10 protein-coding genes are annotated in these 12,783 nt (G+C 45.3%); 8 read left to right on the plus strand and 2 right to left on the minus strand.

Annotated features, from left to right (window positions below):
• The first annotated feature begins 18 nt into the window (after positions 1–18).
• The 8 genes from V1L65_RS18260 (at position 19) to V1L65_RS18295 (ending at position 8,470) form a co-directional block, all read left to right on the plus strand.
• Positions 19–1,599, plus strand: a complete 1,581-nt coding sequence (locus V1L65_RS18260) for an ABC transporter substrate-binding protein (protein WP_331700660.1) — start codon at positions 19–21, stop codon at positions 1,597–1,599.
• An 11-nt stretch (positions 1,600–1,610) separates the two neighbouring features.
• A complete protein-coding gene (locus V1L65_RS18265; protein WP_331700661.1) occupies positions 1,611–2,573 on the plus strand; it encodes an ABC transporter permease in 963 nt (320 codons plus the stop codon).
• Positions 2,570–3,367: an ABC transporter permease gene (locus V1L65_RS18270; protein ID WP_331700662.1), complete on the plus strand. Its 798-nt coding sequence runs from the start codon at positions 2,570–2,572 to the stop codon at positions 3,365–3,367. Before V1L65_RS18265 ends, V1L65_RS18270 begins: the two co-directional genes overlap by 4 nt.
• Positions 3,367–4,395 (plus strand): ABC transporter ATP-binding protein, encoded by a 1,029-nt coding sequence (locus V1L65_RS18275; protein ID WP_331700663.1) that lies wholly within the window; start codon positions 3,367–3,369, stop codon positions 4,393–4,395. Before V1L65_RS18270 ends, V1L65_RS18275 begins: the two co-directional genes overlap by 1 nt.
• A complete protein-coding gene (locus V1L65_RS18280; RefSeq protein WP_331700664.1) occupies positions 4,367–5,149 on the plus strand; it encodes an ABC transporter ATP-binding protein in 783 nt (260 codons plus the stop codon). Before V1L65_RS18275 ends, V1L65_RS18280 begins: the two co-directional genes overlap by 29 nt.
• Before the next feature lie 433 nt (positions 5,150–5,582).
• Complete coding sequence (locus V1L65_RS18285) at positions 5,583–6,320, plus strand: MBL fold metallo-hydrolase (RefSeq protein ID WP_331700665.1); 738 nt, start codon at positions 5,583–5,585, stop codon at positions 6,318–6,320.
• A gap of 275 nt (positions 6,321–6,595) precedes the next feature.
• The gene (locus V1L65_RS18290; protein WP_331700666.1) at positions 6,596–8,071 is read left to right on the plus strand and encodes a stalk domain-containing protein; all 1,476 of its coding nucleotides are present in this window, start codon (positions 6,596–6,598) and stop codon (positions 8,069–8,071) included.
• An 84-nt stretch (positions 8,072–8,155) separates the two neighbouring features.
• Positions 8,156–8,470, plus strand: coding sequence for a hypothetical protein (locus V1L65_RS18295; protein WP_331700667.1), 315 nt, complete (start codon positions 8,156–8,158; stop codon positions 8,468–8,470).
• Between the two features lie 1,305 nt (positions 8,471–9,775).
• Here V1L65_RS18295 and V1L65_RS18300 read toward each other — a convergent pair.
• Entirely contained in the window at positions 9,776–11,176 is a 1,401-nt protein-coding gene (locus V1L65_RS18300) for a sulfatase-like hydrolase/transferase (RefSeq protein WP_331700668.1), read from the minus strand.
• Positions 11,177–11,200: 24 nt separating this feature from the next.
• On the minus strand, positions 11,201–12,757 hold the full coding sequence (locus V1L65_RS18305) for an extracellular solute-binding protein (protein WP_331700669.1): 1,557 nt from the start codon (positions 12,755–12,757) through the stop codon (positions 11,201–11,203).
• Positions 12,758–12,783: the final 26 nt, after the last annotated feature.

Below are 12,783 nucleotides of genomic sequence, written 5' to 3' on the forward strand. Positions count from 1 at the left end.
CGTTCTGGAGGTATTCACGTGAAAACTATAAAAACTCCTGTCCTTCTTTTGGCGCTTGCTGTCATGATCATTGTTACTGCGTGCGGGCAAGCAAATCCGAACACTGCTTCCAATCCTGCCGGCTCTTCGAATGCGAACACCGGGCAATTCCCGTCACCTTCTCCAACGAATACTGCCGGATCAGGAGCTATTCCTGCAGGCGGCATACTCAATTATGCGATGCAAAATGATGTGGACGGCTTAGATCCGCATGCTACAGTCTCCGCTTCTACCTTCCTCGTCACTGACAATCTTTTTGAAACATTAGTTGGCGTCACACCTGCCGGTGAGCTTGTCCCGCAGCTCGCCACAGCATGGACCGCTTCTGAAGACGAGCTGGAGTGGACGTTCAAGCTGCGTCCTGATGTCACTTTTCATCATGGAGCTGCTTTCAACGCGGATGCTGTTATAGCCTCTTTCTCGCGTTTGCAAGGGGAGAGCAGTCCCCGCGCCAAAGATTACGCCAATATTGTTTCGATTGTAAAAAAAAGCGAGCTTGAATTAATGATGACTCTTGCCAACAAGGATGCCACCTTCATCTCCTCTCTTGCCAATCCTTGGGCAGCCATCGTGGAAGAAAGCGATGGGAAGCTTTATGGAACTGGACCGTTCAAGCTGGTCAGCTATGAGCCTCAGCAAAATATTAAAATTGAAAAAAATGAAAATTACTATGAGGCGGACTTGCCCTATCTTGACGGTGCAACCTTCACTATTATTCCTAACGAGACAACGTTGCTTGCCGGACTTCAAGCACAAACGGTTCATGTCGGCTCCATTTCTGGAGCACAGCTTCCTCAAGTAGAGGCTTCCACACATTTAAAAACACAAGGTTCCGTACAGAACAGTATTCAGCTGATGGCGATGAACACGGCAGTAGAGCCGCTAAATCATGTAAAGGTGCGCCAGGCGATGTCAATGGCTATTAACAAGCAGGACATTATCGATGGCGTAAGCTGGGGCTTCGGTACCGCTATGGGAAGCCATCTGCCGCATTTGAGCTCCTACTATATAGATACTAATGATGTGCTTCCATTTAACATTGAAGAAGCTAAAGCATTGCTGGCTGAAGCTGGTTATCCGGATGGCTTTACTCTAAAGATGAGATTGCCGGAAGGTTATACGTATCATGTCAATGCAGGTCAAATGATTGCTGATCAGCTAAGCAAAATCGGGGTTAAGGTAGATATTGAAATCATTGAATGGGGCGTATGGCTAGCTGATGTGTATGATGCCCGGAACTATGAATTAACGGTAATCAGCCATACTGGCCGTCTTGACCCGCATGCTTTCTTAAGCCGCTATCAATCTTCTTCAAAGGAAAACTATTTTAATTATGTTAATGCGGATATTGACGCCGCTATAGAAGAAGCAGCAATTGTCAGCGATGCCGAAAAGCGTCAAGAGCAGTATGCTTTTATTCAAAAAACTTTGGCGAATGAAGTGCCTGCCGTATATTTGCAATCTATGGAAGGTATTCTTGCGCTCAACAAATCCGTTCATAATCTGGCTTCCTTCCCAATCGGCATCATTCATCTTAAAGAAGTCTATCTATCTGAATAAGGATGAAGGAAATGAACTTTTTCATACAGCGACTTCTCTCGGCTGCTTTACTCTTATTTATAGTCTCGTTTGCCTCTTTTGGAGTATTGATGATTATTCCCGGCGATCCTATACGCCTGATGCTCGGCACCGAAGCTTCTCCCGATCTTGTGGAGGAGCTTGGCCGGCAGTATGGCTTTCATCTGCCTTGGTATGAGCGGTATTGGAATTGGCTGATACACGCCTTGCAGGGCGATCTTGGACAATCCTTTCTTTATAAGCTGCCTGTTACAGCTCTCATTATAGACCGTATACCTGTATCTGCATCCTTAACTGCTCTCTCCATGCTAATTACTCTAATCGTTGCTTTGCCGCTGGGGATAATCGCAGCTATTCGCAAAGGAAGCCTGCTAGACAAAATTATTCAAGCGCTTGTTCAGTTTGCGATAGCGATACCTAATTTCTGGATTGGCATTTTGCTTTTGATTGCCTTTTCTGTGCTGCTTCCCTGGTTTCCGCCGGGCAGCTATAAACCGCTCTCGGAAGGCCTGCTGCCGCATATGCAATCACTCTTCCTGCCTGCTGTAACACTCGCGATCGGAGAGGCGGCAGTGTTAATTCGAATGATTAGAGCTTCTTATATTGAAGTTTTGAATAAAGATTTTATGGTATTTGCGCACACGAATGGGCTGCCCAAAAGAAAAACCTATTTGCAGTACGGCTTGCGCAATAGCCTGATTGGTCCGATTACGATGCTGGGACTTCAAACGATGAGCCTGATTAGCGGAGTCATTATTATTGAACAGTTATTCACACTGCCCGGTATAGGACGTTTACTGCTCGTTGCCGTCCAGCAGCGTGATTTAATTTTAATGCAAGGGCTAGTCTTATTTATTACTTTTACAGTCATTATTATTAATCTTTTGGTAGATTTGCTGTACTCCATCGTTGATCCGCGCATCTCTTTTCAGCAAAGAAAGAAGGTGACAGCATGAAGTCCTTCAAAGCAGGCGTCTTTATGCTTTCTCTAATCGGAATCATGTTTATATTATCCTTTGTATACCTGCCTCATGATCCTTATTCGATGAATGTAGCGAACCGTTTCGCACCGCCAAGCTGGGAGAATTGGTTGGGAACGGATCAATATGGCCGCGATGTTATGAGCCGCTTGCTGTTAGCGTCAAGAAGCGCATTGATCGTCTCTTTGGGCGGAGTTGGAAGTGGAATGGCATTGGGCTGTTTATTAGGAGCTATTGCAGGCTATATTAGAGGGCTGGCAGGCAATATAATCATGCGTGTAATGGATGGGATGTTTGCTTTCCCTAATCTGCTGCTCGCATTGATCCTAGTTACGGTAATGGGTACTGGAACTTACAACGTTCTAGCTGCTATCGCCCTATTCAGCGTCCCGTCCTTTGCAAGACTAATGAACGGCTTCATTCTGGAAGCCGGATCCTACGGCTATGTAAAAGCTGCCCGCTCCTATCACGCAGGGCATGCCCGCATTTTATTTCGCCATATGATTCCTGCGGTTCTTCCCAAGCTGGGCGCACAAATTTCCGTTGCGCTCGGAGCTGGTATTTTAACGGAAACGGCTCTGTCTTTTTTAGGTCTTGGCGTTCAGCCGCCGCATCCGAGCTGGGGAGGCATTCTTAATGAAGCGCAAGCGTTTATTTATTTAGCTCCCACGTATCCGATTATTCCCGGCTGTTTGATATTCATCGCAGTTGCGGGCTTTAACCTGCTTGGCGATGGAATTGCAGCACGACATAAGGAGGCGGTGTCATAATGCTATCTGTACAACAACTAAGCATCGAATTGCTTGTCAATCAAAAGTGGCTGACCGCTGTGCGTCCGCTTAGCTTCGAGTTGAAAAAGGGAGAAATTATGGGGGTGATTGGTGAGTCAGGCTCGGGAAAATCACTGCTTGCCAAAGCGATTATGAATATATTGCCGAAGCGCGCGCGCATTGGAGGCGGCAGCTTATTTATAATTGATACAAATGTATTAGAGCTGTCCAGCAAAGAGCGGTTGAAGTGGAATGGCAAAAAAATAGCTTATATTTTTCAAAATCCGGCAGCGGCCTTAAATCCGATCATCACGATAGGGCAACAATTAATTGATGCTATTTACGCTCATCAGAAGCTTTCGAAAGCAGAAGCTATTCAGATCGCCAAGCAAGCTCTGCTTGATGTCGGCATCCAAGATGCCGAGCGCGTATTTAAAAGCTATCCGCATGAAATTAGCGGCGGTATGAAACAACGCGCCGTCATTGCAATAGCTGTTATTCATCAACCCGATTTGCTAATCGCAGATGAAGCAACGACAGCACTGGACGCGACTATTCGCAAGCAAGTTCTTGATTTATTTCGCATGCTGAGCCAAACCAAGAAGATATCCATTCTATTTATTAGTCATGATATTGCTGCTGTTAAATATGTTGCGGATCAAGTGCTCGTCCTATATGGCGGGCATATGCTCGAATACGGCTCAGGCCAAGCTGTGCTGAAGCATGCCAAGCATCCCTATACGGAAGATCTCTTAAAAGCAACTCCTTATCAGATCCAGGCAGGCGAGCGATTAAAGGGTATCGCTGGACAGGTTCCTCCTATTACACAAAATGAACAAGGCTGCATATATAAGGATCGCTGTAAGCTTGCTCATGACCGCTGCAGAGCGTTCGTTCCTGAATTCCGTCATCCTGCCTTGGAAAGTCTGCACAAGTACAAATGCCATCTTGATCTGTTTCCAAACACTCATCCTCTTGAAAAGGAAGCAGGTGAATCGCTTGAGCTCGTCCTCAGCGCCGTTACTTGAAGTTAGACAGTTATGTAAATCCTTCCCTACCCCCGGCCGTGGCAAAAAAAAGCTGGACGTGCTCAAAGGCATCAATCTAACGATCAATGAAGGGGAAATTATTGGGCTGGTCGGCGAAAGTGGAAGCGGAAAATCCACTTTTGGCGAATGTATTGGAGGGTTGCAATCGGCACCTGAGAATTCGGTTTTTTTTCGCGGAAAAGATATTACGCAATTAACTAAGCATGAATACAAAGAATATCGCCGCTCCGTGCAATTTATTTTTCAGGATCCTGCCGAAACCTTAAATCCTAGAATGACCGTCGCGCAAATCATTGAAGAGCCCATGCTTGCAGCAAAGATTGGATATAAACCTAAAGACAGGCTGCAGCGTATAGCACAGTTAATGGGAGATGTTGGTTTGAATACGTCTCTGATGCATAGCCGCCCTGCGCGCTTAAGCGGCGGACAATGCCAGCGCGTGGCAATTGCCAGAGCGCTGGCGGTAAAGCCTGCACTGCTCATTTGCGATGAGGCGGTTTCTGCCCTTGATTTGTCTGTACAAGCCAATATATTAAACCTGCTACTTGACCTGCAGCAAGCCTACAAAGTAAGCCAGCTCTTTATTTCGCATGATCTGCACGTCGTTCAATACTTGGCAAAGAAAGTAGCGGTCATTCATCAAGGGCTTATCGTAGAGGAGGGCAGCAGCAGAGATGTTCTGCAGCATCCGCAGCACGCCTATACCCGCTCCCTCGTCAGCAGCTCTTTATAAATTGGTTTTGTGGAAGGGGTTCTGAAGCGCACGCTAATGCTAACTGCATTTTCTGTACTTAGTTTTACGAAATTTGGTCGTTGAAAAACGCTAACGGAACTGAGACACGCTATTGTACGAAAATCAGCTTATTCTAAAATCTAAAGGAACTGAGAAACCTTATTTACTCAAAATCACTACCTAAACGGGGAAAAGATTACCTATAGCGCTCCACAGTTCCGTTACAGTTTTAAAATACTTTTTTATTGCTAAATAGAGCCTCTCAGTTCCGTTATAATTCTAAACTGATGGCATTACGACTTTTGCTCGGTTATTTAATACATGTAGAATCCTATATTCGATAAAAAAAGTATCTAGATGCACAAAATGCATTTAGCTGCCCAAATATGCTTGTCCCTTCTCAACTTCTACATTTACGAAAGGTTGTACATTTATGAAATTAACGATTATCGGATGCTGGGGTGCCTATCCGCCAGCAAACGAAGCGACCTCCGCCTATTTATTGGAAAAGGATGGCTTCCGCCTGTTAATTGATTGCGGCAGCGGAGCGATCTCGCAAATACAAAACTTCGTAGACTTAAGCGAGCTCGATGCCTTGATTGTATCGCATTATCACCATGACCATAAAGCAGACATCGGCTGCTTGCAATACAATATGTTTCTGCAGCGAATTGGCGGGCTTCGCTCCTCAGCCTTCCCTATTTACGGTCATTGTAAGGAACCTGAGCAATTCTCAGCGCTGAATTATATGAACTACACGGAAGGGCGCGAGATTACAGCGCACACCTCTGTTGTAATCGGACCTTGGACCGTCACATTTTGCGAAACCAACCATCCGTCTTATTGCTTGGCTATGCGCTTCGACGACGGTGAGCATACATTCGTGTACACAGCGGATACGCATTGGACGGATGATATGGTTCATTTCTGCTCGGATTGTGACCTGCTGCTGTCCGAATGCTCGGTATATGATCATGACGTCTCCGTCTCAAGCGGTCATCTAACACCGGAACTGACAGGAAAATTAGCTCAACAATCCCGCGCCAGGCAACTGATCATTACCCATTTGCCGCACTACGGAGCGCATGAGGACATTTTACAGCGTGTCACGGCGATCTATTCCGGTCCTGCTCAGCTCGCTGCTAAAGGGTCTGTTATTTATTTTGCTTAATTACTTCCGTTTAATCGCATGTTCAAAAAAATTCAGCGGCAAGACTCCGCGTGAGTTTCGTATAGAGAAGTTAAATGAGGTTTGAATTTATGAAAATATTACTAAAATCGCAACCTTTAAACTAATACACTCGTTTAATAGGCGAGAGGCGTACCGTTAAGGATTGCTAATCATGCTGAAGCAGGAGAGCTTACAGACTCTCCCAAAATCCAGGATAAGTGGTTTCCCGTACATCACAGACCTTCCCTTATCCTCTAAGCAAAGGAGACTTACACATGAAGAAAAAACTGAAAAAAACATTAGTCAGCTCGTTGTCCGTCGCCGTATTGTCTATGTCAGCAGCAAGTATCGTTTCTGCCAATGGAACGACTTCAGCCGCTTCGCCTGTTGATCAAGTAATAAGAGCTGAAGCAAACAGCGCTGAGCAGGTAAACGCGCCTAAATTTGCATCGATCAGCGGTGTTATTCAAGAGATTGCAGATTACGAAGCGGTAGAAAATGCTAAGATTATTACTGTAAAGTCCGCTGATGACAGCATCACTCGTTTTGTCGTTACAGATGCAACCTACGTAATGGACGAGCTTAAGGCTGGTAGTGAAATTGTTTCGTTCTACGATGCAAATGCACCTGTTATATTCATATATCCTCCGCAATTCAATGCAGTTGCAATAGCCGCTGTCAAAGAAGAGCGTACCGTTAAGGTCGACCGTTTTGACGATAAGCTGGTCAGCTCCGATGGCGACCTTAAGCTGAATATTTCGGAAGATACTAAAATTACACTTCAGGATGGCACTGCCTACACTGGCGAGCTTGCTGGCCGTGATCTAGTCGTTACTTACAGCGTATCGACAGATAGTATTCCAGCTCAAACAACACCTTCACATATTACCGTTCTAAACGAAAAGAAGGATAGCGAGGAACAAATGGAAGCTGAATACGCTGAAGTAAAAGGAACGATTAAATCGATTAATGAGCATGGCGCCAATAAAGATATGTCGCTGGTTGAACTGGAGCTTGCTGACGAACAGCCAGCTTACCTGGTTATATCAGACAAAACCTATGTTGACGAAAAGCTTGAGGTAGGCGCAGAGGTTGTTGGATACTTCAACACCAAGATGCCGATGATACTAATCTATCCGCCGCAATATAATGTTGAGGCGGTAGCTGTAGTCAAGGAAGGTCGCAATACAACCGTTGACCGTTTCGATAAAAACATGACAAATTCCGCTGGCACGCTGGCGTTGAAAGTTAGCGAGGATACGAAGATCGTAACGCCTGACGGCAAGCCTTTCACAGGCAGCCTGATTGACCGCAAGCTATTTGTGGAATACGGGGTTACAACTAAGAGCATTCCTGCTCAAACCAATCCTTCCCGCATCGTAGTTCTTGAAGACGAAAGCGATGTAGCTGTTGCTGAAAAAAGCATCGTAGTAGGCGGCAAGACAATCGAAGCACCTGCTGCATTTTCGAATGACGAAGGCACGATCATGGTTCCGCTGCGCGCCATTGCTGAAGAGTTGGGCTATGAGGTTGGCTGGAACGATGAAACAAAACAAATTACACTTGGTCATACCATCTCCTTGACAGCTGGCAAGGACGAATATATTTTCGCCAGAATGGCGCCGATCAAGCTTGGCACTGCACCTGTACTTTTTAAAGGCAACTCCTACGTCCCTCTTGCATTTTTCACAGAGGTAGCTCAGCTAAGCGATGCTTACGTGAGCACTGACAAAATTGTAGTTAACAAGTAAGCTGTCATTGCTGCTGTAGAATACGGCAGTGAAATAAACCGTACTTCCTATTGGACGGTATGCGATAAAGCGTACTTCTATGGGATGGTATGCGATAAAGCGTACTTCTATGGGACGGTATGCGATAAAGCGTACTTCCATGAGACGGTATGCGATAAAGCGTACTTCTATGGGACGGTATGCGATAAAGCGTACTTCCATGAGACGGTATGTGATAAAGCGTACTTCCATGAGACGGTATGCGATAAAGCGTACTTCCATGAGACGGTATGCGATAAAGCGTACTTTCATGAGATGGTATGCGATAAAGCGTACTTCCATGAGACGGTATGCGATAAAGCGTACTTCTATGGGACGGTATGCGATAAAGCGTACTTCTATAGGACATCACAAGGATAAACGGCTCGCTGTCCTTCGCTTGAAAGAAGGAGGCGCGTTTACCGATGAAGTATAGGAACAGCTATAAGGTGAAAACTTATACTTTCCTATACATTAAAATAATCCGCACTTCCTCTTGGAATGTGCGGTTTATTTTTGTTTGAATGCGTCAAGCTGATTGAACAAGCACACCTGGGCTGCTAAATACATTTTACTTTTCCTCCTCAAAACTACGATTTGGACTATAATAACGGAACGACTGACTATCTAGCGAAATTGTTGATTCCTTGTAGACAGGGCAACAAGCAATATGTGATAGTCGATACCTACCTTTATTGCTACGTACTTATTGAGGGTTTTTCAACAGTCTAAGTTTTTCAGGCTGTTGAAAAACCTTTACATCGCGAAATGTGCCAAATAAAAGTAGTTTGAGGATGCGCCGACCGGCTCTGTGTGAATTTTCATATACAATTGTGTTTTTTGGGGCATTTCAGCGAAATGTATATGAATTTTCATATACAATTGTGTTTTTTGGGGCATTTCAGCGTAATGTGTATGATTTTTCATATACAATTTTGTTTTTTGGGGCATTTCAGCGAAATGTATATGATTTTTCATATACAATTGTGTTTTTTGAGGTATTTCAGCGAAATGTGCATGATTTTTCATATACAATTGTGTTTTTTGAGGTATTTCAGCGAAATGTGTATGAAATTTCATATACAATTTTGTTTTTTGAGGTATTTCAGCGAAATGTGTATGAAATTTCATATACAATTGTGTTTTTTGAGGTATTTCAGCGAAATGTGTATGAAATTTCATATACAATTTTGTTTTTCGGGGCATTTTAGCGAAATGTGTATGAAATTTCATATACAATTAGCCGTTTTAGGTAGCGCCGACCGATTCTGTATGGTTTTTCATATACAATTTTGTTTTTTGAGGCGTTTCAGCGAAATGTATATGAAATTTCATATACATTTAGCCGTTTTGAGGTAACGTCGACCGGCTCTGTATGAGATTACTTCATTCCAAAAGTCAGTACAAACAACCGCACACTCTTAAGCACACTCTTACTCTACTGCCTCCTGCTTACACTCATGGTATACCAGAGCCTCCGCCATAATGGCCGATTCTACATCCTACACTATTACTTTACTGCTTCCTTTACACCCGTACACCCTTATATTCCACGGCATTGTCCATAGTTCCCGCTCCGGTCGACTAGACCTGCAACTTCCTGCTTCCATCTGCCGCCTACTCCGAAAAGGGGCCAGGGCTAGCGAATAGCCTTCGTCGCCCTGGCCCCGATCCTCCAGCTTCCTATTACTGCAGCCCCCGGTAAGCAACCTTGCCTTTACCAGCTGGTCCAACAAGATTGGCTTGCCCGTAGCCGTACACCTGCTGTCTGACACCGTCAAGGGCAGGATCAACATACTGCAAAAACCAATCCTCCAGCCCGGCGCGCATTTCCTCCAGCCTCTCTTGGTGCTCTGGCTGATCGATCAAGTTATGTTGCTCCTCCGGATCGTCCTGCAAGCTGAACAGCTCATGCGGCCCGTACGGATAACGGTGCACATACTTCCATTCCTTGCTGCGTATCATCCGAACTGGCCCGTACTCGTCAAAGATAACGATATGTTTATGCTGCGACTTGGATTCGCCCAGTAAATACGGCAGAAAGCTCGCGCCCGGCAAACTGTCATCGCCATGAGGCGGCAGTCCTGCATATTCCAATATCGTCGGCATGAAATCGTAGCCGCTTACGAGCTCATCATTGACGGCCCCTTGAGGAATGCGGCCAGGCTGCGAGAAGATAGCCGGAACCTTAACGGAGGTGTCGAACATATTTTGCGGGAAGGTCCCGTTGCCTTTTCCCCAAATGCCATGATGACCGCAATTGTAGCCATTATCGCTCATAAAGCAAATCATCGTATTTTCACGCATGCCCGTTTGCTCAAGCTGATCGATAATACGCCCAATATTTTCATCCATGGCTGTAATAGCGGCAAAATAGCCCTGCAGATTCGTATTCCGGTCATCCCAGTACGGCTCTGACTTGATTTGCCACGGGTGCTTCGGCTCTCGCGGACAAGAGTCAAATTCGCAATCAGCATAAGAATCAACCAGATGCTGCGGATGATTGTTAATCCACGGGGTATGCGGAGCCGTATAGTGCACGCTTAAATAAAAAGGCTGCTCCGCACTTTGCTTGGCAAGAAATGCAATGGCATCATCCGTGATCAAATCGGTCACATAGCCAGGCTCCTGTACAGGCTGTCCATCTCGTATCATAGGAGCGTTATAGTAACTGCCTCCCCCGAACTGATGAACATACCAATGACTGAAGCCCTTTTGTGGATTTATGCTGTCACCCAGATGCCATTTTCCGCTTAATCCGCATACATAGCCATTGTCAGCAAGCATTTCTGTATAGGTTGGCTGTCCTTGCAAATACTGAATAGCGTTTTCCCCCATATTGCCTTCGCAAATCCAGTCATGAACGCCATGCTGTGATGGAATGCGGCCTGTAAACAGCGAGGCGCGCGCTGGCGAGCATACAGGAGAGGTGCAGAAGAAATTCGTAAAACGAATTCCTTCTGCTGCCAGCCGATCCAGGTTAGGCGTTCTAATATCGGTATTGCCCGCGCAGCCCATTGCCCATGATCCCATATCATCGCAAAGTATGAATACAATATTAGGCTTGCTGCCCATCATTGAAGCCATATTTCCCACTCCCTGCTATTACTATTATTTCTGCTGAGCCTCATAGGCTGCATTTACAGCAGCAAGCACTTTATCGCCGCCCTGCTCGCGCCATTTTTTAGACAGCTCAGCTAGACCCTTATCAATATCCACCTTACCTGCGATCATATCAAGATAGTACTGGTTTGCAAGCTCGCTAAGAATGCCCGCTCCAAACACGCCGCCCATTTCAATTTCTTCAGGAGTCGTTGTATTAACCAAATTTGGTACCAAATTACTTGTTGCAATTTCTACTGACTGTTTTGCACGATCGGCCTGCGGTTCTGTCTGTGGCAAATAATTTCTAGTCACCGGCCAAACTACGTTGCCCCATGCCAGCGGATGCGCCCAGCCATTGGATGCGAAATTATCCTTCGCGCGTTCTTCCTCATTATAATTAATTTTGTCGCCGTCTTTCGTGTAATGAATGCCTTCAAAACCTAGCTCCAGCAATTCTCTGCCTTCAGGGGAAAGCATAAATTCTATAAACTGAGCAGCTTTCTTTGGATCCTTCGCTTTCGTTGTAACAGCTGTAAACAATCCGCCTTTTTTGTCCCCTACTACACCGTGCGTGCCTTCTGGTCCAGCCGGCGGGTCAATAAAGCCCAGTTTTCCTGTTGGCGTCAGCTCCTGCAAGCTTTTTTCAAGTCTGTTTACGTGTCTGAATAGCGGAGCAATCATAAATCCGGCCTTGCTTTGGAATAACTTCTGTTCACGTTTCTGAGTATCATTAAGCAAGAACTCAGGATCAATCAGTTTTTCTTCCCACAGCTTATGAATATACTCTACCCCTTGCTTGAACGCAGGATGCTCAAATACAGGCGCTACTTTGCCGTTATCATCCAAAATCCAATCACCATAAGGTAAGCCGTACGCATAGAAAATAAAGTTGAACGAGCTGTTAAAGCCGTTTTCTTTTGCACCCGTCAAGCCATACGTATCATTCACACCGTTTTTATCCGGATCTTTGGTTGCAACCGCTTTTAACGCTTCGTAAAATTCATCCAATGTTTTTGGCGGCGCAATATTTAACTCCTCCAGCCAGTCAGCGCGGTAAGTCATAGTTGCGTTCGACTTCTCTTCTATAAATGGATATCCGTAATATTTTCCGTCAACAGCAGTCCAGGAAAATTTGTCTTCCAGCTTTTCTCTTACTGTAGGCATATCTGGCAAATAATCGTTCAGCGGAACAAGCAAGCCTTCCTCAATCCATTGGCTGAGTGAAGAGGATGGGTATTGCGCTGTCACCACATCCGGGAAGTCGCCTGTAGCCATTGCCACATTGATTTTTTCAAAGCCGCCCTCCGGCACAAATTTAATTTCAAGTTCGATACCTAAGCGCTTGTTGATTTCTGCAATAATACGATCCCCCGGTTGGATTGGCTTGGCAGCCGAATCGCCAGGCGTCAAATAAACGATCTTAACCGGTTCTCCACTTCCCGAATCCGTCCCAGAGCTTTGCGGCTTTGTTCCTCCATTATTGCTGGAGCAGCCAACTAGCAAGGTGAATGCAAGAATGAAGCATATAATAGATACCAGTGTGCGTGAAGCATTCTTTTTCATGAAAAATCCCCCTATAATATTCTAAT

It is taken from the genome of Paenibacillus sp. IITD108 (assembly GCF_036541265.1).
GTDB lineage: Bacteria > Bacillota > Bacilli > Paenibacillales > Paenibacillaceae > Pristimantibacillus.

Excerpts from the sequence above, each read along its gene's own strand:
- V1L65_RS18265 (WP_331700661.1), top strand. The coding sequence starts at position 1,611 with ATGAACTTTTTCATACAGCGACTTCTCTCGGCTGCTTTACTCTTATTT.
- V1L65_RS18270 (WP_331700662.1), top strand. The coding sequence starts at position 2,570 with ATGAAGTCCTTCAAAGCAGGCGTCTTTATGCTTTCTCTAATCGGAATC.
- V1L65_RS18275 (WP_331700663.1), top strand. The coding sequence starts at position 3,367 with ATGCTATCTGTACAACAACTAAGCATCGAATTGCTTGTCAATCAAAAG.
- V1L65_RS18285 (WP_331700665.1), top strand. The coding sequence starts at position 5,583 with ATGAAATTAACGATTATCGGATGCTGGGGTGCCTATCCGCCAGCAAAC.
- V1L65_RS18290 (WP_331700666.1), top strand. The coding sequence starts at position 6,596 with ATGAAGAAAAAACTGAAAAAAACATTAGTCAGCTCGTTGTCCGTCGCC.
- V1L65_RS18295 (WP_331700667.1), top strand. The coding sequence starts at position 8,156 with ATGGTATGCGATAAAGCGTACTTCTATGGGACGGTATGCGATAAAGCG.
- V1L65_RS18300 (WP_331700668.1), bottom strand. The coding sequence starts at position 11,176 with ATGGCTTCAATGATGGGCAGCAAGCCTAATATTGTATTCATACTTTGC.
- V1L65_RS18305 (WP_331700669.1), bottom strand. The coding sequence starts at position 12,757 with ATGAAAAAGAATGCTTCACGCACACTGGTATCTATTATATGCTTCATT.